Here is a 21,771-nt window from a genome sequence, read left to right on the forward strand (position 1 = left end):
GGACGTCGCCGCCGCCGGCCATGCGCGGATCGCCGAACAGCACACCTCCGATCACCGCACCGATGATGGCCGCCTTGAGCACCGCCGGCAGTTTGTCGATGGCGTCGAACAGATCGAGGGTCAGGAGGATCAACCGGTTGTAGACCACGCCCAGCAGCCCGACGACCAGTCCGAAGACGACGAAGATCGGAACGGTCGTCAGTGGCGGCGACTCCACCGGACCCAGATGCAGGAAGTCGGGTTCGTCGCCGATGAGCAGCCGGCTCACGCCGACGCCGATGGCCACCGCGACCATCGTCACGATCGCCTCACGCAGGCGGAACTTCTTGGTGACCTCTTCGAAGATGAAGAACACCGCACCGATCGGCGCATTGAAGGCGACAGCGAGCCCTGTACCCGACAGCACGGTCTGCAGCAACCGGATCTCGTCACGGGGCAGTCGCGCAAGGCGTCCGGCCGCAGCCCCGATCGTGGCGGCCATGTGCACCGTGGGTCCCTCCCGGCCGAGCACCATGCCGGAGGCGCCGACCGACAACAGACCACCCACGAAGCGGGCCGGTACGACCGACAGCGGGGGCGGATCGGCCTCGTCGCGGTCGACGGCCTCCACGTGCTGAATGCCGCTACCCGCCGACAGCGGTTGCCATCGTGCGATGGCTGCGGCGGCCGCGGCGGCGGCGGCGGACACCACCACCGGCACGAGCCAGCCCCAGAGATGCTGCGTGTGCGCCCACTCGACCATGTCGGTGCGCCACCGGTCGGTGCGTTCGAGCGCCCACCGGAACGCGCCGCCCACCAGACCGGCCACCGCACCGGCCACCGCGGCGATGATCAGAATGGCCCACAGCGTCCGGCCGACGAGCATGTGGTCATCGACGGAGTGGCCGTCGATGTGCGGTGGAACTTTTTCGGCGTCAGACATCGCTATGCGACGTTAGTCGCCGGGTCACGCCCTCTGCAGCGCGGAGGTCACCTGATCCATGTCTGCCAGCTGGGTATCCTCCGGTGCTTCCCACAACTTCTTGGGTAACTCCTCGAGCACCGAGATCGCCGACTCCGCGGCGTCGAGGCGTGCCGTCTTCTCCTCGTCGTCGGCCTCGTGCGCGGCACCGATGAGCTTGTCGTCGAGATCGAACACCGCGTCGTCGAGGCGGTCACGTGCGGCGACGAGGTCCGGATAGTGGCCGATCGCGGGATTCGCGTGCACGTCGGCGATCGCATAGCGGATTCGCCTGTGCAGCAACGCCTCCCGTGAGGTAGCGGTGGTCCATTCCGCCGGCGCCCGACCGGGTTTGCCGGGGACGAGATCGGTGGACCGCGCGAACTTCTTGACCCGTTTGTCCGAATCCCACGCGAACCATGCGGCTCCGCCGAGAACGAACAGCGCCACCACGATCGTGATGACGATGACCAGGACCGCGATCATGCCGAACTCCTCACGCCCACGTGCACCGGTGTTGCCACGTTCGACCTTAGTCTTAGTGGTCGTGCCGAACACGCACGCCGCTGACCTCCTCGCTAGGAGGTCAGCGAATCCGCCCGCAGCGCCGCAGCGTTGACCCGGGTCAGCACCGCGTGGAGTTCCTCGAGGTCGACAAGATCCACGCCCAGCGCGTCCACGACCGCCGGCGGGATGTCGAGCGCTCTGGTCCGCAACTCGAGGCCCGCGTCGGTCAGGGCGATGTCGACGTTGCGTTCGTCGTCGCCACGCCGTTGCCGGACCACCAGGCCCGCCGCCTCGAGCCGCTTGAGCAGCGGCGAGAGCGTTGCCGAGTCCAGTTGCAGTACCCGGCCGAGGTCCTTGACGGCCCGCGGCGACGTCTCCCAGAGCGCGAGCATCACCAGGTACTGCGGATGGGTCAGCCCGAGCGGTTCGAGCAGGCGGCGGTAGATCTTGAGGACCGACCGATTGGCCACCGCAAGCGCGAAACAGACCTGCCGCTCCAGCAGCAGCGGGTTGCCTTCGATCGTCGCCTTCTCGCCCATCGGTCCGCCTTCCGCGTCACACGTCCGTCGATGACGAGTGTAGTGACTTCGGTCGTGCGCGATTGATTTGCTCCCGGGATGCGCGAGATCGCGAGGTCAGGTGGCGGGCGCCGGATCGTGGTCGGTCGGTTTGCCCGCCACCAGATCCTCGACATCGAGTCCCCACGTGCCGTACCGCCGGTCGAAGGCCCGCGCCCGTTCGGTGGCCCGGGCCCGCTTGTGCGGGCTGTACCGCCGCGCCCACCGTGATCCGGGGCGGGCCAGACGGATCGCGCCGACCCACGCCACCGGTGCCACGAAGGCACCGACGGCAGCCGTCGAGAACTTGCCCTTCGCCACGCAGATGAGCAGGCAGGCGAGATGGATGGGCAGGTGCAGCGACAGCACGATCGGCCCGAGCCGCAACGGCGACGTGTCGAGCGGGTTGACACCGAGCACCGTCATCCCGAGGGCGGCGATCGTCAGGCACACCACCTGCACCGACAACTGCCCTTCCCGCGACCAGTACACGTCCTGCAGGTGCAGGATGAGCGCGAACTCGTCGAGGACCAGCGAGGTCCCGACGCCGATGAGGATCGCGCTGATCTCCGCGCCCGGCGACGACCCGTCCACCGCGACCGAGATGAACGCACCCGCCACCGTGAGGATGACCCCGGGTACCGCGTGGTGGATATGCACCCCACCGGCGACGTTGTCGCGGAACGGCCCCCGACCGGCCCTGATGAGCCGGGTGATCAGCCGCGTCACCAGAAACGTCGTCACGAACGCCAGGAACAGCAGGAACAGCGGCAGCCGCCCACCGGCGGTGACGTCGCCGAAGTTGAGGTGCACGGGAGTTGCCGAGCGACCCGGTCAGGCCTCCGGTGCCGTCAGGCCCGTGCGGCGCTGTTCGATCGCGAGGCAGCGGTCCTCGACGTAGAGCAGGCCGGCCTCCTCGGCGATGGCGCGTGCCTCCGGCGAGGAGATGTGGAGCTGCAGCCACAGGGCGGTGGCGCCGGCGGCGACGGCCTGACGCGCGATCTCCGGCGCGTCCGCGGCGGGCCGGAACACGTCGACGAGTCCGACCTGTTCGGGGATGTCGGCGAGGGACCTGAAGACCTTCTCCCCGACGATCTCCTCGGCGGTCGGGTTCACCGGGATGATCCGCCACCCGTGCTTCTTCATGTACGCGGGCACCTCGTTGGAGGGCTTGTGGGCGTTGGCGCTGGCCCCGACGACGGTGATCGTGTCGTAGGTGCGCAGGATCTTTTCCACGACCTCATTGGTTGTGTGCATGCCGTCGAGCTTAAGTCGTGCACCCTGTTCATGTGACGACGTGGGAACTGTTCACCGTCCTCGTGGCGGGTGTCGGCGCCGGCGCCATCAACGCCGTCGTCGGCAGCGGCACCCTGATCACCTTCCCGACGCTGGTGGCGTTCGGGGTGCCGCCGGTGAGTGCGACGATCTCCAACGCGATCGGTCTCGTGGCCGGCGGGGTGTCGGGGACGTGGGGCTATCGACGCGAACTGGCCGGCCAGTGGCCCCAGCTACGGTGGCAGATCCCGTCGTCGTTCGCGGGCGCGATCCTCGGCTGCTGGTTGCTGCTGCATCTGCCGGACACGGTGTTCGAGGCGATCGTGCCGGTACTGCTGATCGCGGCCCTGCTGTTGGTCGTGCTGCAGCCCCGCATCCAGGTGTGGCTGGGGCGTCGCATCGCGGTGCCCGGGCACCACAGCATCTCGTTGACCGTTCCGCGCATCGTCGTGTTGATGACGGTCACCTTCGCGATCGGTGTCTACGGCGGGTACTTCACCGCGGCCCAGGGCATTCTGCTGATCGCCGCATTGGGAATCATCGTCCCCGACGACATGCAACGGATGAACGCCGCCAAGAACCTGCTGTCACTGGTCGTCAACGTGGTTGCCGCGGTCACCTATACGATGGTGGCCTTCGACCGGGTCAACTGGACTGCGGCCGGTCTGATCGCGGCCGGGTCGCTTGTCGGTGGGGTCGTCGGAGCCCGCTACGGCCGGCGCCTGTCCCCGGCGGCGCTGCGCGGGGTGATCGTGGTGGTCGGGCTCATCGGGTTGTGGCGGCTGTTCACCGCGTGATCGTCGACGACGGGTCCCGGTCGCCCCGCTCACCGATCAGCGCCCACCAATAGGTCTCGGGGATCTCCTCGCCCGAGCGCAACACCATCGCCAGGCCCACGGCCATACCGATGCCCAACACACCGAGCCACAGGCCCGCGACCGAGATCAACACCCACGCGACGATGACCGCGGCGGGCCACGGGCCGAGGATCAGCAGCAGCGGGGCGAAGAAGAATCCGGCGCCGACGAACCACGCGGACCCCGCACGGTCGCACCGCATCACAACGGTCAGCCACCTCGGGACGGTCATGAGTGCCTCCTGAATTCGAGGTAGCACCATCGTCTCGCCGGTCCGGCGCGAAAACCACTACGTCACAGGTAATACGCGGTCACAGGTACTGCGCGAGCGTGCTCATCGGTACGGCTGCCGCGCCGTTTCCGGGTCGCCGTAGGTGATCGCCCGCTCCCGACGCGAATCGGTCAGCAATGTCGTACCCCAGTTCACCACGGTGCCCAGGCGGTTGCGGATGCCCGCGAGAAAAGCGATGTGGATGACGCCCCACGCCAGCCAGCCCACATAACCGGACAGGTGGAGCGGGCCGGATTCGACGACGGCGTGCCGGCGCGCGATGTAGGCGGCGTTTCCCAGGTCGTGGTAGCGGAACGGCGCCCGCTCGGTGGCTCCCTCGCAGAGATCGGCGATCACGCCGCCGACGTGTCGTCCGCCCTGCATGGCCACCTCCGCGACACCGGGGAGCTGATCGCGTGAGCTCATGTCCCCGACGACCCAGATGTTCGGGTGGCCCCGAACCGAGAGGTCCGCCTCGACCGGGATCCGCCCGCCGTGATCTTGCTCGATGTCGAGTGCGCGCGCCAGCACACCTGCGAACGGCACGGCCTCCACACCCGTGGTCCACAGCGTGGTCTTGGCCGGGTATCGGATGACCTCGTGCGTCGACTTGTTCGTGGTCTCGACCTCGTCGGCCGTCACGTCGGTCACGTGCACACCCAGATGCGTCTCCACCCCGAGCTTGTCGAGGGTCTTCTGCGCCCGCTTCGACAGTGACGGCGTGAACGACGGCAGCACCCGGTCGCCGCCGTGCAGCAGCAGGACCCGCGCCTCGGCGGGGTCGATGGTGCGGAACTCGCGCTGCAACGCGATGGTCGCGAGATCCCGGATCTGGCCGGCGAGTTCGACGCCGGTGGGACCTCCACCGGCGACCGCGAAGGTGAGCCACGGCAGGCGTTGGCCGGCATCGGGCAACGACTCGGCCATCTCGAAGGCGGCGATGATCTTGCGCCGGATGGCCAGCGCATCGTCGAGGGTCTTCATCCCGGGCGCGTTCGGGGCGATGTCGTCACGTCCGTGGTAGGCGGTGCGCATACCGGCAGCGATGACGAGATGGTCGTAGGTGATCGCCGTCGTGGACCCGTCGATCCGGTCGACGGTCAGGGTGCGCGCGTCGGAATCGACGTCGACGGCCTCACCGAGCACCACGTCGGCGTTGCGTTGCCGGCGCAGCAGGTGCCGGATCGGGCTGGAGATCGCCCCTTCCGATAACAGGCCCGTCGCGCACTGATAGAGCAGCGGCTGGAACAGGTGGCTGGTACCCCGATCGACGACCGTGACACGCACCGGGGCGCGCTTGAGACGCCGGGTGACGTGAAGTCCTCCGAACCCGGCACCGACGATCACGATGTGAGGGCGGCCGATCGCGTTGTCGATGGACACGCCACCCGATTCTTCCAGACCCGGCCGTCCGGCGGAGGCGTGTCAGCCGTTGCGTGTCACCGCGTATGTCGCCGCGGCGTTGGCGCTGGTCACCGAGAACACCGACGGCCACGCCCCGATCTTCTTCGCCAGCGGATGCGAGAGGCCGAACGCGGCCAGATATCCGGTCAGCAGTCCCGCGGCCGCCACCGGACTCTGCCGCACCCACTCCCGAGTGCACCACGCGCCCGCGGCGGCCAGCACGGCACCGCCGAGTTCGCGTCGCCCGCTGAACCGCGCGGCGGCGTACCCTCCGACGAGGCCGGCGGATGAGACAACAACGGTGGGATTGATCGTCATGTCGCCAGCCTAGACATCGCGGCCCCACAATGGATGCCATGACCGACGCGGATGACCTTGTCACGGCCGACGTGGCCGACCTTCCCAAACATGCGCAGGTGATGTATCTGAAGGAGCGCGTCTACGCCGCCTTCACCGGACTCGCCATCGTCCTCGTGGTCCGCAACGGGGAGCACGGCGCCGCCTACGCCTTCGAGGTGCTCCTGGTCGGCGTTGTCGCCATCACCCTCGCCGGTTTCGTCTCGGACGTGATCGCCCATCTCGCGGTGCACCAGGAGTTCCCGCACGGCCACGATCTCGCCATCATGGTCCGCGCGGCCGCCGGCGCGCTCGGTTCGTTGCTCATCCCGCTCGGGCTCATCGGCGCGGCGTGGGCCGACGTAATGGCGCTGCGCACCGCTCTACTCATCGCCGCGTTTGTCTACATCGGTACGTTGGTGGTGATCGGCTGGCTCGCGGTCCGCAACGCCCAGATCAGCTGGTGGAAGAAACTCGGCGCCCTGGTGACGCTGGCGCTGTTGGGTTTCGTAGTCCTCGCGATCCAGGTGGCGGCACACAGCCACTGACCCGGATGACCGGCCGCGCTGTCGTCCGGCGCTCAGGCACCGACCGACTCGGCCGCCGTCCCGCGGGGCACCCGACGCCGAGCCGGACCGGAGAAGTGTAGGTACTCGTCGGCGACATCGCCGTGGCGGAGCTGTCGACGATCCTTGTAGTAGCTCATCGACATCGTCCACGGCGGCTTCGCCCCCTGCCGGGGCAGCGTGGAGAGCGCGCGCTGCACGTAGCCCGCACCGAAGTCGAGCAGCGGACGGGTCGGCATGTCCGGATCGACATCCGCCCACACGGTGTCGTAGCCGTGGTCGTCCATGTATCCGAGGAGTCGGCACCAGTATTCGCAGACCAGACCGACCTTGAGCGTCCACGACGAGTTGGTGTAGCCGATCGCCATCGCGAAGTTCGGGACACCCGAGAGCATCATGCCGCGGTAGACGACGGTGTCCGGCAGCGATACCGGCCGTCCGTCGACGGTGGCCTCGATGCCGCCGAAGACCTGGATGTTGAGTCCGGTGGCCGTCACGATGATGTCGGCCTCGAGTTCGGTTCCGCTCTCGAGGAGGATGCCGGTCTCGGTGAAGGTCACGATGCGGTCGGTCACCACCGACGTCGTCCCCTTGCGGATCGTCCGAAACAGGTCGGAGTCGGGCACCGCGCACAGACGCTGATCCCACGGGTTGTAAGGCGGATTGAAGTGCTCGTCGACCGGGTAACCCTCGGGTAGTTGCGACGCGTTGACCTTGCGGATCAGCCGACGTGCCGCCTTCGGGAAGCGCTGGCAGAATTCGAACACCAGACGTTGCTGGGCGATGTATTTCTGGCGTGCCAGCGCGTAGCCGCGTTCGTCCCCGAAGCGCCGTTTCAGCCAGTTCGCGAGGGGGTCCTGGCGCGGGATCGGGAGGATGTAGGACGGGGTGCGCTGCAACATGGTGACGTGCTCGGCCTTCTCGGCCAGCGCCGGCAGGAGGGTGACCGCGGTGGCCCCGCTGCCGATCACCACGATCCGCTTGCCTTCGTAGTCGAGGTCTTCGGGCCAGTGCTGCGGGTGCACGATGGTGCCGCCGAATCGTTCGCGCCCTTCGAATTCCGGTGTGTAGCCCTCGTCGTAGCGGTAATAACCGGAACCGGAGAAGATCCATCGGGCCCGGATCCGGATGTGCTCGCCGGTGTCGGCACGGTCGATGTCGACGAGCCAGCGCGCCTCCTGCGACGACCATGCCGCCGCCCTCACCCGATGGTGATACCGGATGTGGTCGGCGAGCCCGTTCTCGTCGATCGTCTCGTGGAGGTAGTTCAGGATGAGCGGGGCGTCGGCGATCGCGTCCTTCTCACGCCACGGCTTGAACTCGTAGCCGAAGGTGTAGAGATCCGAATCCGACCGGATGCCGGGAAACCGGAACAGGTCCCAGGTCCCGCCCGCGGCGGCCCTCGACTCGACGACGACGAACGACTTCCCCGGATGTTCCACCGTCAGGTATCGCGCGGCACCGATACCGGAGATGCCGGCACCGACGATGAGGACGTCGACGCTCTCTGTCTCGGTCATTGAGGTCACCGCGGACTCCTGTCCTGTTCGAGGTTGTCACCACCTCGAGGTTGTCACCTACCTCGAGGTTGTCACCTACCAGCATGGAGACCCGCCGCCCGCAGCGCCACCACCCCAACCCACCCCAACCCACCGACAGCAACCGAAAATCCGCCGACAGCACCCCGAACCTCGCCGACAGCACCCGGTTTCACGCCGACAGCACCCGGTTTCGCGCCGAGAGCACCCGAAAATCCGCCGACAGCATCGGTCAGCCGTCCGCGGCGCCCAGTTTCGCCGCGACGTCAGGCGGGAAACCGCCCGTCGCTATCGGCCCCCACCGGGTCGGGGTGATGCGGATCAGGGACTTGCCCTGCACCCGCATGGCGGCGCGGTACTCGTCCCAGTCCGGGTGCTCGCCGGCGATGCTGCGGAAGTAGTCGACGAGGGCGTCCTCGGCCTCGGGCATGTCGAGCACCTCGACGTCACCATCGACCTGCACCCACGCACCGTTCCACTCGTCGGACAGCACACATACGCTCGCCACCGGTGTATGCCGCGCGTTGGCCGCCTTCGCCCGACCCGGATAGGTCGAGATGACGATGCGACCCTGTTCGTCGACACCGCCGCTCACCGGGGACAGTTGCGGCGTTCCGTCGGACCGCACGGTACTCAGGATCATCTGGTGCCGCGGGCGGAGGAAGTCCAGCAACGCGGATCGGTCCACTTTGTCGGATGTCGCAACGGTTCTGGCCATAGGCCCGACACTACGCCGCCCTATCCGGTGCCTCTGCGGGAACTCACAGCTTGAATCGCCCCGCGAATCCACGCAGCGGCATGTCGGCGCTGGTCAGGATTCCCGGCTTCGCGGCGACGACCTGCCGGATCGAGTTCAGCGCCGGCATCCCCGTGACCGTCATCCCGATCGACGCGAATGACGACGGGTCGGACAGGTCGACCCCGGCCTTCGGGAAGATCATGTGCTTGCTGTAGATCGACGGATCACCCGTTATCTGGGTGATGTAGCAGCCCTTGATGTCCCACGACGGATCGGTGTACGGCGTCATCTGCCATTCCAGATGGGATTCGACGCGCGCGACGCCGTCGACCATCCCCTGGTAGCGGATGTAGCTGCCACCCAGTGAACCCTCCGGCAGGTGATACCACCCGAGGTCGACGTCCTTGGTGACGGCACCGAGTTCGTAGGTGAATCGGACCTCGTCGAGTTCCAGGTCGAAGCAGTCGGCCATCAGGTACACCGAATCCGCGAACACCTCGGTGTATTTCCGCAGCGAATCGCCGATCGTCGGATCGTCGACGGGGCGGCCGTAGCCGACCGCCTTCCAGGTGTCGACGGAATGGTGGCAGGAGACGTCGACCGACTCGGTAACCGTGATGTTCTCGATGTCGGCGACGTCCATTGACTGCACGACGCCGATGATCTGGCATGCGCCCGGGTTCATGCCGGTGCCGTAGAAGGTCGATCCGCCGCGCAGGCAGGCCTCCTCGATGAGTTCGGAAACTCGACGGCCGCTGGGATGCGGATGGTTGGTGTCGCGGTGGAATCCGGTGATCCAGTCGGCGGTGGTGACGATGTTGATCCCGGCCTCGAGGACCGCGAGGTAGAGATCCTCGTCGGGGAACACGCCGTGGAAGGTCAGCACATCCGGTGTGGCCGCGATGATCTCGTCGACGGTTCCGGTGGCGATGACGCCGATCGAGTCGAGGCCGACGATCTCTCCCGCGTCCCGTCCGATCTTCTCCGGCGAATAGCAGTGCAGCCCGACCAGATCCAGGTCCGGATGGCTGCGGATCCGGCCGATCATCTCGGTTCCCAAGTTGCCGGTGGCCACCTGGAACACGCGTACCGGGGTCGAATTGGTCATCGTGTCAAGCCCTTTCCTGTGGTGACGGCCGGGTTTCCGTCTACACCGGCCGATGCTCCCGTCTCGGGATAGAACTGTCCGGCCCAGGCTCGCAGCGCCCGAAAGCCCTCGAACTCCTTGCGCGACAGCGCGGGCGGATCGGAGTACCGCTGATGCTGCCAGATGGTGATGTCGGCTTCGAACTGTTCGATGACGAAGTCGGCCATCGTCTTTCCGTAGCCGGTCAGTTCACCCGACTCCTCGCCGGGCCTTCGTCCGATCCAGACGGTGAAGCGTACGTCGGAGGTGCTGTCGTCGACGGGGGTGACGGCCGGCATCGTGCGGTTGTCGACCATCCCCCAGCTCTTGGTGATCGAACACCCCAGCCCGGCGTTGATGGATTCCACTCCGCTCGTGGCGGTTTCCAGGCTGGCCCCATCCTCGAACGCGATGGTGAAGTCGACGTGAGAAACCGGCCCGGCAAAGTCGTGGCGGGTGAACTCCGGCATGAACGGAGTCTTGTGGACGTACTTGAAATGCGCGAAGTCGACGCCGTTCTCCATGATGTACTGCGGGTGGATTTCGAGCCGTTCACGAAAAAGAGTGGCGGCGGGCACCGGCGGGTAATAGTCCGCGGCGGTCTTGTCGTCCCCGAAATCGGCGAAGATGTCGGGGACATCGAAATACGGCGGGCGGGCGTGTACGTCGAACCAGATCCACACCGCCTCGTTGCGCTCGACGACGGGATAGCTGCGGATGCGACGCCCCTTGTTGGGGCGACTCTCGTAGGGGATACAGACGTTTCGGCCCTCGCGGTTCCACTCCCACCCGTGGAACGGGCACACGAGGTTCTCCCCCTCGACGTGGCCGCCGTACCCGAGATGGGCACCGAGGTGTTCGCAGTAGGCGTCGAAGACCGAGACCTGCCCCGAGGTGGAACGCCAGGCGACCATCTCGCGCCCGAAGTACTTCATCGTGCGTACCGCGCCGGTGCCGATCTCCGCAGACCAGGCCACCTGGAACCACCCCGTGGGTTCCATCGACAGCGGAGTCTTGGCCACGTGTCGGCCTCCTCTCGAGACGGTCGGCGGGCACTCAGGAGAATCGTAGTGGGGTCTACGAAAGAATGGAAGAAGGTTCTGTGAAGTTCAGTCCTCGCCCTAGAATGCGATGCCATGACCACCGAAGCGGGCAGCGGGGCACGGCGGACCAATCGCCGCGGGCTCGCCACCCGAGAGGCGATGCTCGATGCGGCCCTTGAGGCGCTTGCGTCCGGTGAACCGGGTTCGGTCTCGGCCAATCGGATCGCCAAGGCAGCGGGAGCCACCTGGGGCACGGTGAAGTACCAGTTCGGCGACGTCGACGGCCTGTGGGCCGCGGTGCTGCGCCGGACCGCCGAGCGCAGGGGCGGACTGCCGTACCGGGAGAACAACACCGCGCCGCTCGCGCAGCGTGTCACCGAGATCATCGAGACCCTGTTCGTGGGACTGACCTCGTCGGTCGACGCCCGCGCCATCGAGAATCTGCGCGCCGCTCTGCCCCGCGAACACGCCGAACTCGAACGGCTGTACCCGAAGACCGCGGCCGAACTCGCGTCGTGGAAGGAGACCTGGGCACAAGCGTGCGCGAAGGCGTTTGCCGATCTCGACGTCGATCCGGCCCGCGTCCGGGAGGTCGCGGCATTCATCCCGGGGGCGATGCGCGGGCTGGCATCCGAGTCTCAGCTGGGCAGCTACCAGGACGAGGAACTCGCCCGGCGCGGACTCGCCAATGCCATCGTCGCCTACCTCGAGCCGCCACTGTCGGACTGAGGCGATCCGCCGGGCGCCAACGATCCGCGCGATCTGACCCTCTCGACGCAACGCAATGCCCTAACCTCGGTCGGTGTTCACAACAGTCCGCATCCAACGAAGGAGCCGCCCATGTCCCCCGTGATCGTCGTCGCCACCATTTCCCCGAAGCCCGGCGAGGAGGCCGCCGTCCGCGACGCCGTACTGGCCGCCATTCCGCAGGTCCACGCCGAACCCGGCTGCGGAAAGTACGCGCTGCACGAGGCTACGGGTGACTCGACCGACCTGGTGATGATCGAGCGTTGGGAATCGATGGAGGCGCTCGCCGCCCACGGTAAGGCACCCGCCCTCGCCGAACTCGGCAAGGCGATCGGCAACCTTCTGGCCGCACCGCTGGACGTCAAGACCTTCACTGCCGTACCCGCCGGCGACGACGACAAGGGCGCCGTCTAGACGCCACCGTCGACCGGAGCCGCGGAAAGTGTTGATTCCGCGGCTCTCGTCGTGCTAGACACGTGTAACGAGCGTTAGATCGGCGTAGACCGCGCTTGTCACGAGCCGATTCCGATGCGTCGCACAGCCGAGAGGAACCCAGTCATGCCCGAAGCCGTCATCGTCGACGTCGTCCGCCTCGCCTCCGGAAAAGGCAAGCCGGGCGGCGCACTCTCCGAGACCCATCCCGTCGAGTTGCTCGCCCACGTGCTCCGCAGCCTGGTGAGCCGCAATGACCTCGACCCCGCGCTCGTCGATGACGTCATCGGCGGCTGCGTCGGCCAGGCCGGCGAGCAGGCCCTCAACATCTCCCGGACCGCGCTGCTGTCGGCCGGTTTCCCCGAGTCGGTCCCGGCCACCACCGTCGACCGTCAGTGCGGGTCCAGCCAGCAGGCCGCCCACTTCGCCGCCCAGGGCGTCATCGCCGGCGCTTACGACATCGTCATCGCTGCCGGTGTCGAGTCGATGAGCCGGGTGCCGATGGGCTTCGCGACTGTCGGCCGCAGCCCGTACGGCCCCAGCATCGCCGCGCGTTATCCCGACGGCCTCGTCGGTCAGGGCATCTCGGCCGAGCTGATTGCCGCGAAGTGGAAACTCGACCGCGAGACCCTCGACGCCTTCGCCGCGGAGTCGCACCGTCGTGCCGCCCGGGCCGCGGCCGACGGCTTCTTCGAGCGGGAGATCCTGCCGATCGACGTGGCCAACGCCGACGGTGACACCATCACCCACACCACCGACGAGACCGTGCGCGCTGCCACCACCGCCGAGGGACTCGGCGGCCTCAAGTCGTCGTTCTACTCCGAGCAGTACGCACAGCGGTTCCCCGAGATCAACTGGCACATCACCCCGGGCAACTCGTCCCCGCTCACCGACGGCGCGTCGGGCGCACTCATCATGAGCGACACGATGGCATCGAAGCTGGGTCTGACCCCGCGGGCCCGATTCCACTCCTTCTCGCTGGCCGGCGACGATCCGGTGTTCATGCTGACCGCACCGATCCCGGCCACTCGCAAGGTCCTCGATCGCGCCGGGCTCTCGATCGACGACATCGACGCCTACGAGGTCAACGAGGCCTTCGCCCCGGTGCCGCTGGCCTGGGCACACGAGTTCGGCGCCGACCCGGCCAAGCTCAACCCGCGCGGCGGTGCCATCGCTCTCGGCCACGCCCTCGGATCGTCGGGCACCCGCCTGCTGTCCACCCTGGTCAATCACCTCGAGGCCACCGGCGGACGCTACGGCCTGCAGACCATGTGTGAGGGTGCCGGCATGGCGAACGCCACGATCATCGAACGTGTCTGAGACCTCCACGGCTGATTGGCGGCGGATCGAACCGGTCGCGCTGCCGGTGACCCTCGCCGCCGCCAAGCATGCGTTCTACGAGCGAGGCTTTCACGGCACCTCGATCCGCGACATCGCGTCGCGGGCCGAGGTGTCGCTGCCGACGCTGTACTACCACCACGAGAACAAGCTGGGCATCCTCGTCGCCCTGCTCGAGACGGCGATGGAATCGGTCCAGAAACGGGTCACCGATGCCATCGCCGAGGCTGCGACGCCCACGGCCCAGCTGTCCAGCGCGATCGAGGCCATCGTGTTGCACATGACCGGTGATCTCGAATTGGCCAGTGTGGCACAGGAGTTCCGGCATCTCGACCCCGCCGACCGGCGGCGGACGCGGTATGTGGAGATGCGCACCGAGATGGAGAACACGCTCGAGGACATCCTGCATCGCGGCATCGACTCGGGTGAGTTCCACATCGACGGTGAAGTCAAAGAAGTGCTGCGCTATCTGCTGGGCGCCTGCCAGGCGGTCACCACCTGGTACCGGCCGTCCGGTTCCCGAACCCCCGCCGAGGTGGCGGCTTCCTACGCTGCCACCTCTCTGCGCGCCGTCGGCGCGCAGCCCCACATCCATGAACCGTACTGAGGAGCTGACGAAAAGACATGAAACGCAACATCTTCGAAGCCGAACACGAACAGCTGCGCGAGTCCGCCCGCGAGTTCCTCGCCCGCGAATGCGCACCGAACGTCGAAAAATGGGAAGCCGCTGGTCAGGTCGACCGTGAGGCATATGTCAAAGCGGGCGACGCCGGGTTGCTCGGCTTCAACATCCCCGAGGAGTTCGGCGGTGGCGGTGTCGCCGACGATTTCCGCTTCAACGCGGTCGTGGTCGAGGAGTTCGCGCGTTTCGGCAGCGCAGCACCCGGACTGAGCCTGCAGAACGATGTGCTGGTCCCCTACTTCCTGCACCTCGCCAACGACGAGCAGCGCAAGCGCTGGATGCCCGGAATGGCCACGGGTGAAACGATTCTCGCGGTCGCGATGACCGAGCCCGGTGCCGGCAGCGACCTCGCGGGCATCAAGACGTCGGCCAAACTCGACGGTGACCACTACATCCTCAACGGCAACAAGACGTTCATCTCGGCCGGCATCAACTCCGATCTCGTCGTGGTGGTGTGCCGCACCAACCCGGATCCGGCCGCCGGCCACAAGGCCTTCTCCCTGCTCGTCGTCGAGCGGGACATGGAAGGCTTCGAGCGCGGGCGCAAGCTCGACAAGATGGGCCTCAAGGCCGCCGACACCGCCGAGCTGCACTTCAACAACGTGCGCGTCCCGAGGGAGAACCTCCTCGGCGAAGAGGGCAAGGGCTTCTACCACCTGATGCAGAACCTGCCGTCGGAGCGCCTGTCCATCGCCGTGGGCGCGATCGCCGGCGCGCGCGCGGTGTACGAGGAGACGCTGCAGTACGTCAAGGACCGCAAGGCCTTCGGCAAGCCGATCGGCACCTTCCAGCACAACCGGTTCGTCGTCGCCGAGATGTCCACCGAACTCGACATCGCCGAGCAGTACATCGACCGCTGCCTGCAGGCCGTCGTCGACGGTGAGCTGTCGGCCACGGACGCCGCCAAGGCCAAGTGGTGGTGCACCGAGCTGGCCAAGAGGGTCATCGACCAGTGTGTGCAGCTGCACGGCGGCTACGGCTACATGAACGAATACCGTGTCGCCCGCGCCTACACCGACACCCGCATCCAGACGATCTTCGGCGGTACCACCGAGATCATGAAGGATCTGATCGGTCGCGACCTGGGACTCTGACGGTCAAAGGTTGCTGTTTGTGTCGGATTCCGGCACAAACAGCAACCTTTCACGCCAGCTCATTCGTCGTCCCAGTTCCGTGGCGCCACGTAGCCGGTCTGTCCCTTCTCCAGGCCCAGGGCGAGGATCGGGCCGTTCATGTCCTCCTGCCAGATCAGTGATTCCATGCCGATGTGCAGCGGGTGATCCTGAACGGTGTAGGCACTCATCCCGGTCTCGGTGAAATAGTGCGCGTGTTCACGCCAGGTCGGAGCCGACAACAGCAGGTCTCCCGGTTCCCAGTCGATCCGAACGCCGTCGACGACGGAGTATCCCTTGCCGCCGAAGTGGTAGTTGATCGCGACCGAATTGTGCCGGTGGCCGCGCCCCTCGGGTCGGGGCTTGTGGCCGGGTGGCATCTGGGAGAGCGTCACGAAGAAGCTTCCCGTGGCACCCTGTTTGCGTTCGGTCGCCGGGTTGTACAGCGCCATGATGGTGCGCTTGCCGTCCCCCATCTCGGTCGACATCAGACCCGACATGATCTCGTGCGGCCAATGAAGTGGCCGATTGGGGACCGGCTCGATGTCGACGAGGTACTCGTAGCCGCGTAAGCGCGCACCCGTCGAGGACACCTCCTGGTCCGGGGCTGTGCCACGCGTAATGCGTGCCGACTCGGCCATGTCGACAGGTCCCTCGACACCCGGTGCGGGTTCCCGGATTTCATCCAGCTCCTCGGAGTAATGGCTGCCGAGCAGCGTCAGCAGCGGAGCATTCGAGTAGGCGAGACGGACCCACGGCTCGGCGCCGACGTTGACGAAGCGGTGTGGTTTCATCGACGGGACGTTGCACACGTCGTAGCGGTTCATCTCGATGCTGACACTCCCGACTTCTGCCGTGCCGCAACCTGCGATGACGATCTGCACCGAACTCGAATTGCGCCGGACGGGCTTGGTCGACTCGCCCGGAAGCAGCACTTCCACACAGACGTCGATACCGGGCGCGAATCCTCGCGTTGTCGACTGCGGGTGGACCAGGTGCGCCGACCGCCGTCCGTTGACAGGCAACGGAATCGTCGCAAGATGCTGAATCGTCGCATCGATCTCCGCACGCGAAACCTTGATCGGCTGCCAGGGCGTCGGACTGCCGAGTGACTGTCCGGAGGTGTCCACCATCCTGGCGGCGTCACCGGTCGGAACGTGCCGCGTGGCACCCCCGCCGACCCTGCTGTCAAGTTGGTCCGTTGTCTTCATCAAAACTCCTTCTATGGCAATGGATATCGATAGGGAGGCGCCGCCTCCGTCAGACCGCTTGGCGCCGTGGGTCGTAGCACCCGACCGGTACCGAGATCGCGAGTTCATGCTCGGACGCGAATTGCCGGGCGTCGTGGTCGTTCCTGGTCTCCCCGAGCTCGGTCACGAGACGGCACGCCACCGCGACCGGTCGATAACCCATCGCGCTGACTACATCGATGCAGGTATCCCAAATGGTGGGGTCATCGAAGCCGGTCCGGCAACGAATCGGGATCACGTGCCCTGGACGACGCAGATCCCGGTACGTGGTATCGGCCGCGGCCAACGTGCGGAGCGTGGCGGCACGGTCGGTTCCGGAGATACCGGTGCCGACGCCAACCGCATCGACGGCGACGGTGAACGGTATGCCTGAGTGTTCCGAGGCGAGCGCAGGCTGATCCGGAATCCGCAGTTCATCCAGGCGCGCTGACGGAACTGCTGCGTGGATCAGTCCCGACGAGTATCGAACTGCGAAATGGACGGCCTCGGCGGTGGCAAGTTGTGCTGGAAAGGTCAGTACCGCGCCGTCACTGTCGAGCAGAATCCTGGCCCGCACTCTGGCGAACGATTCTGCCGCGCGGCGACACGACGGCTGGAAAATGCTGGTGAGTACTGGGGCTTGCCGCACGGGGTGGTCAGCGATGGTCATTTCGCGTGATCCTCACGTGTGTGGCAGGACATCGTCGAGCCGGTAGACACGCGCCGCGGTGCCCGCGAAGATCGCCTCGCGTTCGGCCTGTGAGCACTGGGCGGTCAGCCGCTGGTACGCGTTGACCACGTTTCCGAATGCTCCGGACCCGTCGGTGGGAAGGTTGCTCTCGAACATGGTCCGGTCCGCTCCGAACAGCTCGATCGCGGTCTCGACGTAAGGACGCCATTCGGCGGCGAGCGTTGCCGAGTCGGCCGGCGGGTCGGCCATGAACGTCGCCGAGCCGGAGAGGAATGATCCCAAGCCACCCATCTTGACCGTGACGTTCTCGCAGTCCGCGATCGCTTTCATGTCGGCTTCCCATTGCGGGCGTTCTTCTTCCATCCTTCCGGCGTGGCGCCCGATGCCGACGGGGTGGCCGAGATGATTGAGCACGATGGGCGTGCTCGGGAAGTTCTTCGCCAGGTCGACGATGTCGGGGAGTTGTGGCGCGAGGACGAATGCGTCGAAGTTCAAGCCCAGCCTGGAGAGATGTGTGAACCCCCGTCGGAAATCCGGTTCGAGGTACATTCCCGGCCCATGGTCGAAGACACCGGCGAGAATCGTCGGGTCCTCGTCCCACAATGCTTCCTGGCGAACACCTTTGAATCGGCGCGGTGCCGCGTCGAGGTGCGCCTCGAGAGCTGCGGCGGCGTTCGGGTGGCGCAGGTCCACCGACCCGACGATGCCGGCGGCTACGCGAACTCCGCGGTAGAGACCGCTGGCGCCCATCGCAGCCTGCCCGTTGAAGAACTCCGTCTGTCCGACCGCGCGCAGCTCTTCGGGGCCTTCCGCGCGGTACATCGTTTGTGACTCCATGACGACCGTGGCCACCAGATTGTGGCCGTCGGCGACGAAGTCGGTGTAGTCGTCGATGAGGAATCGCTCACGTCGCATGACCTTCTTGACCATCGGGTTGGGACGGTCGTACAGATGATGGTGGGTATCGATGATCGCGATGTCGGGATCAATGGGCTGTTCGGTCGATGATGATGTCATCGTGGCACCTTTCAATGGGTGTCGGAAGGCAACGGCGCGTGGGTGCCGAAGTTCCTGCGGTGGTAGGTCAGCGGTTCTGCGTCGACGAGTTCGGCTTCGAGGACCTCGCCGGCGATGATGACGTGATCGCCGCCGTCGGTGACGGCGCGGACCGTGCATGCGACCCAGCCATATGCGTGGCGCAGGCGGGCGGACCCGCTGGATTTGCACCATTCGACGCTCGCGAACTTGTCGTCGCCCTTGGTGGCGAACTGTCGTGCCACCCCCTCATCGCGGGTACCCAGGATGTTCAGAGCGAAGCGCCCGGATTCCTGGATGGCACTGAGCGTATTGGATTTTCGGTCGAGAGCGACCATCACCATCGGTGGGTCCATCGACAGCGACGAGAAGGCGCTGACCGTCGTTCCGTGTGGTCTGCCCTCGACGAGGGTCGTGACGACGGATACCGGTGTACAGACGCCGGCCATGACGTCGCGGAGTGAATCTGTCAGTGGTCGAACGATATTGGTGATCATGAGGTCGGCTCCTGGTTCTCGTCACGGACTGTGTTGATCAAGTCCATGACCCCCGGAATCGTGATGACGAGTTCGTCACCGTCTCTGAGATAGCGGGGTGGCTCTTGCCGATGTCCAATTCCCGGCGGTGTACCCAAGGCGAGGACGTCACCCGGTTGGAGGGTGGTGAACGAACTGACGTACGCGATGATCTGGGCGGCGTCGAAACACAGGTCGGCGGCACGACCGTGTTGGTACCGATGCCCGTTGACCGTCGTGATGATCTCGAGTGCATCAGGGTCGTCGATCTCATCGATCGTGATCATCCACGGCCCCCATGACCCCGACGCATCGAAGTTCTTGCCCGCGGTGGCCTGGCCGCTGTGGAGTTGGAACTCGCGCACACTGTTCTCGCCCATGAGGCTGTAGCCGGCGACGTGGGCCATGGCGTGTTCGGCGGCGATGTGCCGGCCGCCGTCTCCGATGACGACGACCAGTTCCCCCTCCCAGTCCAATGTGTCCGACACAAAGGGCCGGATCAACGGATCATGATGTCCGACGAACGACGAGGCAAAGCGCGTGAAGAGTGTCGGATGAGCTGCCGTTTTCGTGCCGACCTCGACCGCATGGGTGGCGAAGTTGAGTCCGACGCAGACAATGTGCTCCGGCCGCGGAACCGGTGGAAGCCAGCGGGCCGTCGTGATGTCGATCTCGGGGTACAGGTCGAGCTCACGAGCCAGAGCCGACCGCTGCGTGAGCGGCAGGAGGGCTGCCAGCCCACAGTCGCCGGTCGCTGCCGTCACGTCTCGGACGACGCCTCTGGCGGTGCGGGCAACTGTGCGCATGGTGTCGTCGATCTCCACCGTGGCGAGCCTCATCGGATCGCTCGCTCACGATCGAGCACGACGGAAGACTGCTCGAGAAGTTCACGGACGCGCTCGATTCCCGCGGCGGTGGTCTCGATCAGGGGCGGGCGGACGTGCGGCGACGGCAAGCGATCCTCCTGTGCGAGAATCCACTTTAGGGTTGTCGGGTTGGTCTCGACGAACAGCGCGTCGACCATCGGATGCAACTCGTAGTGGATCTTCCTCGCTCCGTCGAGATCCCCGGAGAGCCAGAGCTCGTACATCCTCGCGCAGGACGCCGGAGCGATGTTGGCAGTGGCACTGATGAATCCGACCCCGCCCAGCGCGAGCAGCGGCAGGCATAGCAGTTCGATGCCCGACCACACCAGCAGGTCCTCACCGGCAGCGTGGATGACTCGCGAGAAGTGTTCGAAGTCTCGCGTCGTCTCCTTGATGCCGACGACGTTGTCGACGTCGCGGTGGAGGCAGGCGATCGTCTCCGGCTCGATCTCGACCGCGGTCCGCGACGGGACGTTGTAGGCGATGATCGGAAGCTCCGGGAATTGCTGCGCGACTGTCGAATACCATTCGTATAGCGCCTGCTGTGTGGGCCGCGCGTAGTAGGGGGTGATGACCAGAGCCGCATCGGCACCGGCGTCAACCGCGGCCGCCGTGAGCTCGAGGGTCTCGTCGAGCTTCGCCGACCCGGTGCCCGCGATGAAGGGCACGTGGTCGTCGACCGCTGCACCGACTGCATGGATCGCACGGATGCGTTCGTCCACCGTCTGCGCACTGGGCTCGCCGGTGGAACCACCGATTGAGATCCCGTGCGTGCCTGCGGAGATCTGCCACTCGACCAGCGACGTCAAACTGCCCTCGTCCAGCTTTCCGTCGTCAGTGAAGGGTGTAATCAACGGGACGATGGACCCGGTGATCTCTTGCGGGGTACGACGGAACCTCATGACAGTTCGGTCCTTTCACGGCAGTTCTCGAGGACGACTGCGGCGACGCCGAGGTCGCTGAGTCCAGAGCCCATGCCTTTGAAGAGGGTCAATGCGGCGTCGGCAGGACGTCGCAGGTCTTTCTCGAGCACTTCTCCGAGGGTCAGGACTCCGGCGAGCTCGGCGCCGAGCGCGTCCTTCAGTTCGCGCGAGGCGCGCATCGCGTTCTCGAGGTCGTCGACCACGGACAGATCGCTCGCCTCGATGACCCCGGGTAGCAGTTCGGCCGAGGTCGGAAGGATCGCGCCCATCGCGTTGACGTGGCACCCGTGGGCCAGCCATGCGCGGTCGACGAACGGTTCGACGGCGCGGGTGATCGTGGTGACGATCGGTGCGTCGCGCACCGCGGTGCGTGGGTCCGGGCAGGATTCGACGCGCAGTCCGAGCCCGGCTTCGATTCGGTGGGCGAACTCGTCGCGCCTCATCTGGTCCGGACTCCAGACCCGAACGGTGTCGATCCGACGTACGGCCCGCAGCGCGACGACCTGTTGATACGCCTGACGCCCTGTCCCGAGTAGACCGACCACGTCCGCCTGCTCGTCCGCCATCGCGTCCGTCGCGGCGGCCGCGGTTGCCGCGGTTCGCAAGGACCCGAGGCGACCCGCCTGCAGGGCCATGAGCAGTTCGCCCGAATGGGCGTCGAACACGTTCATGACGGCGCTTGCGCCGCTCGGCGTGTTCACCCAGTTCTTGAATGCGGCGAGTCCCGATTCTTGGTCGACCGCGCCCAGAGTGTGGGCGGTGCTCGGCCCGTCCCATGCCGTCATCGACTTGGCGATCACCTTGGCGTCGCCGCGATGTGCCGATCGCAGCACGCGTCGTACGGCATCGATTGCCTGTCGTTGATCGACTGCGGCGAGAACGTCGCGGTCGTCGAGGACGGATGTTTGAGCGTCCGAAGCTGGTGCCGTGGTCATCGGTGACCTTTCTCGGGTGTCCCCGTTGTCGTTGTGATTGCGTCGCTTGTGATGTGACTTACACTGGACGATCGCTAGGCATAAATCAAAGACCGAGTATTGGATCT

General features: G+C 66.2%; 26 protein-coding genes. 7 read left to right on the forward strand and 19 right to left on the reverse strand.

What is annotated here, in order from left to right; genetic code table 11:
* From GORHZ_RS19415 to GORHZ_RS19435, 5 genes are all read right to left on the reverse strand, one after another.
* Positions 1-922 (reverse strand): chloride channel protein (locus tag GORHZ_RS19415; RefSeq protein WP_006335990.1); only part of this gene is annotated, 922 nt, incomplete at its 3' end.
* Positions 923-946: 24 nt separating this feature from the next.
* Entirely contained in the window at positions 947-1,426 is a 480-nt protein-coding gene (locus tag GORHZ_RS19420) for a hypothetical protein (RefSeq protein ID WP_040532565.1), read from the reverse strand.
* Between the two features lie 92 nt (positions 1,427-1,518).
* Positions 1,519-1,986: a MarR family winged helix-turn-helix transcriptional regulator gene (locus GORHZ_RS19425; protein ID WP_006335997.1), complete on the reverse strand. Its 468-nt coding sequence runs from the start codon at positions 1,984-1,986 to the stop codon at positions 1,519-1,521.
* Between the two features lie 96 nt (positions 1,987-2,082).
* Positions 2,083-2,817: a hypothetical protein gene (locus GORHZ_RS19430; protein WP_006335998.1), complete on the reverse strand. Its 735-nt coding sequence runs from the start codon at positions 2,815-2,817 to the stop codon at positions 2,083-2,085.
* Positions 2,818-2,838: 21 nt separating this feature from the next.
* On the reverse strand, positions 2,839-3,261 hold the full coding sequence (locus GORHZ_RS19435; protein WP_006335999.1) for a CoA-binding protein: 423 nt from the start codon (positions 3,259-3,261) through the stop codon (positions 2,839-2,841).
* A 32-nt stretch (positions 3,262-3,293) separates the two neighbouring features.
* On the opposite strand from GORHZ_RS19435, the gene GORHZ_RS19440 reads away from it, so the two are divergent.
* A complete protein-coding gene (locus GORHZ_RS19440) occupies positions 3,294-4,076 on the forward strand; it encodes a sulfite exporter TauE/SafE family protein (protein ID WP_006336000.1) in 783 nt (260 codons plus the stop codon).
* Here GORHZ_RS19440 and GORHZ_RS19445 read toward each other — a convergent pair.
* The 3 genes from GORHZ_RS19445 to GORHZ_RS19455 all read right to left on the reverse strand — a co-directional run bounded on the left by GORHZ_RS19445 (position 4,066) and on the right by GORHZ_RS19455 (position 6,129).
* On the reverse strand, positions 4,066-4,368 hold the full coding sequence (locus tag GORHZ_RS19445; protein ID WP_006336002.1) for a hypothetical protein: 303 nt from the start codon (positions 4,366-4,368) through the stop codon (positions 4,066-4,068). The genes GORHZ_RS19440 and GORHZ_RS19445 overlap by 11 nt on opposite strands.
* A 102-nt stretch (positions 4,369-4,470) precedes the next feature.
* Entirely contained in the window at positions 4,471-5,790 is a 1,320-nt protein-coding gene (locus GORHZ_RS19450; protein ID WP_006336004.1) for an NAD(P)/FAD-dependent oxidoreductase, read from the reverse strand.
* A gap of 42 nt (positions 5,791-5,832) precedes the next feature.
* On the reverse strand, positions 5,833-6,129 hold the full coding sequence (locus GORHZ_RS19455) for a hypothetical protein (RefSeq protein ID WP_006336006.1): 297 nt from the start codon (positions 6,127-6,129) through the stop codon (positions 5,833-5,835).
* A gap of 38 nt (positions 6,130-6,167) precedes the next feature.
* Here GORHZ_RS19455 and GORHZ_RS29600 point away from each other — a divergent pair, with 38 nt between their 5' ends.
* Entirely contained in the window at positions 6,168-6,695 is a 528-nt protein-coding gene (locus tag GORHZ_RS29600) for a hypothetical protein (protein WP_006336008.1), read from the forward strand.
* A 32-nt stretch (positions 6,696-6,727) separates the two neighbouring features.
* Here GORHZ_RS29600 and GORHZ_RS19465 read toward each other — a convergent pair whose 3' ends face one another.
* The 4 genes from GORHZ_RS19465 to GORHZ_RS19480 form a co-directional block, all read right to left on the reverse strand.
* On the reverse strand, positions 6,728-8,242 hold the full coding sequence (locus tag GORHZ_RS19465) for a flavin-containing monooxygenase (protein WP_006336010.1): 1,515 nt from the start codon (positions 8,240-8,242) through the stop codon (positions 6,728-6,730).
* A gap of 241 nt (positions 8,243-8,483) precedes the next feature.
* Positions 8,484-8,969 (reverse strand): PPOX class F420-dependent oxidoreductase, encoded by a 486-nt coding sequence (locus GORHZ_RS19470; protein ID WP_040532562.1) that lies wholly within the window; start codon positions 8,967-8,969, stop codon positions 8,484-8,486.
* A 43-nt stretch (positions 8,970-9,012) separates the two neighbouring features.
* Positions 9,013-10,098 (reverse strand): NAD(P)H-dependent amine dehydrogenase family protein, encoded by a 1,086-nt coding sequence (locus GORHZ_RS19475; RefSeq protein WP_006336018.1) that lies wholly within the window; start codon positions 10,096-10,098, stop codon positions 9,013-9,015.
* Entirely contained in the window at positions 10,095-11,138 is a 1,044-nt protein-coding gene (locus GORHZ_RS19480) for a Rieske 2Fe-2S domain-containing protein (RefSeq protein WP_006336020.1), read from the reverse strand. The genes GORHZ_RS19475 and GORHZ_RS19480 overlap by 4 nt, the downstream gene beginning before the upstream one ends.
* Before the next feature lie 114 nt (positions 11,139-11,252).
* Here GORHZ_RS19480 and GORHZ_RS19485 point away from each other — a divergent pair, with 114 nt between their 5' ends.
* From GORHZ_RS19485 to GORHZ_RS19505, 5 genes are all read left to right on the forward strand, one after another.
* Positions 11,253-11,888 (forward strand): TetR/AcrR family transcriptional regulator, encoded by a 636-nt coding sequence (locus GORHZ_RS19485; RefSeq protein ID WP_006336022.1) that lies wholly within the window; start codon positions 11,253-11,255, stop codon positions 11,886-11,888.
* 111 nt (positions 11,889-11,999) lie between these two features.
* Complete coding sequence (locus GORHZ_RS19490; RefSeq protein ID WP_006336024.1) at positions 12,000-12,320, forward strand: putative quinol monooxygenase; 321 nt, start codon at positions 12,000-12,002, stop codon at positions 12,318-12,320.
* Between the two features lie 144 nt (positions 12,321-12,464).
* A complete protein-coding gene (locus GORHZ_RS19495; protein ID WP_006336025.1) occupies positions 12,465-13,658 on the forward strand; it encodes an acetyl-CoA C-acyltransferase in 1,194 nt (397 codons plus the stop codon).
* Positions 13,651-14,283 carry a TetR/AcrR family transcriptional regulator gene (locus GORHZ_RS19500; protein WP_006336027.1) on the forward strand — a complete coding sequence of 211 codons (633 nt, stop codon included), beginning with the start codon at positions 13,651-13,653 and terminating at the stop codon, positions 14,281-14,283. The genes GORHZ_RS19495 and GORHZ_RS19500 overlap by 8 nt, the downstream gene beginning before the upstream one ends.
* Positions 14,284-14,300: 17 nt before the next feature.
* Positions 14,301-15,452 carry an acyl-CoA dehydrogenase family protein gene (locus GORHZ_RS19505; protein ID WP_006336029.1) on the forward strand — a complete coding sequence of 384 codons (1,152 nt, stop codon included), beginning with the start codon at positions 14,301-14,303 and terminating at the stop codon, positions 15,450-15,452.
* Between the two features lie 59 nt (positions 15,453-15,511).
* Here GORHZ_RS19505 and GORHZ_RS19510 read toward each other — a convergent pair whose 3' ends face one another.
* The 7 genes from GORHZ_RS19510 to GORHZ_RS19540 are packed head-to-tail and all read right to left on the reverse strand — an operon-like array spanning position 15,512 to position 21,664.
* Positions 15,512-16,681, reverse strand: coding sequence for a cupin domain-containing protein (locus GORHZ_RS19510; protein WP_217998345.1), 1,170 nt, complete (start codon positions 16,679-16,681; stop codon positions 15,512-15,514).
* A 49-nt stretch (positions 16,682-16,730) separates the two neighbouring features.
* A complete protein-coding gene (locus GORHZ_RS19515; RefSeq protein ID WP_006336033.1) occupies positions 16,731-17,369 on the reverse strand; it encodes a 3,4-dihydroxy-2-butanone-4-phosphate synthase in 639 nt (212 codons plus the stop codon).
* Between the two features lie 12 nt (positions 17,370-17,381).
* Positions 17,382-18,407 carry an amidohydrolase family protein gene (locus tag GORHZ_RS19520; protein WP_006336034.1) on the reverse strand — a complete coding sequence of 342 codons (1,026 nt, stop codon included), beginning with the start codon at positions 18,405-18,407 and terminating at the stop codon, positions 17,382-17,384.
* 11 nt (positions 18,408-18,418) lie between these two features.
* Positions 18,419-18,922 carry a flavin reductase family protein gene (locus tag GORHZ_RS19525; protein WP_006336035.1) on the reverse strand — a complete coding sequence of 168 codons (504 nt, stop codon included), beginning with the start codon at positions 18,920-18,922 and terminating at the stop codon, positions 18,419-18,421.
* Positions 18,919-19,779, reverse strand: coding sequence for a fumarylacetoacetate hydrolase family protein (locus tag GORHZ_RS19530; RefSeq protein ID WP_006336040.1), 861 nt, complete (start codon positions 19,777-19,779; stop codon positions 18,919-18,921). Before GORHZ_RS19530 ends, GORHZ_RS19525 begins: the two co-directional genes overlap by 4 nt.
* The gene (gene dapA / locus GORHZ_RS19535; protein WP_006336050.1) at positions 19,776-20,708 is read right to left on the reverse strand and encodes a 4-hydroxy-tetrahydrodipicolinate synthase; all 933 of its coding nucleotides are present in this window, start codon (positions 20,706-20,708) and stop codon (positions 19,776-19,778) included. Before dapA ends, GORHZ_RS19530 begins: the two co-directional genes overlap by 4 nt.
* Positions 20,705-21,664 (reverse strand): ornithine cyclodeaminase family protein, encoded by a 960-nt coding sequence (locus GORHZ_RS19540; RefSeq protein ID WP_006336055.1) that lies wholly within the window; start codon positions 21,662-21,664, stop codon positions 20,705-20,707. Before GORHZ_RS19540 ends, dapA begins: the two co-directional genes overlap by 4 nt.
* Between the last annotated feature and the right edge of the window lie 107 nt (positions 21,665-21,771).

The organism is Gordonia rhizosphera NBRC 16068 (genome assembly GCF_000298195.1).
In the GTDB taxonomy this organism is placed as follows: Bacteria; Actinomycetota; Actinomycetes; order Mycobacteriales; family Mycobacteriaceae; genus Gordonia; species Gordonia rhizosphera.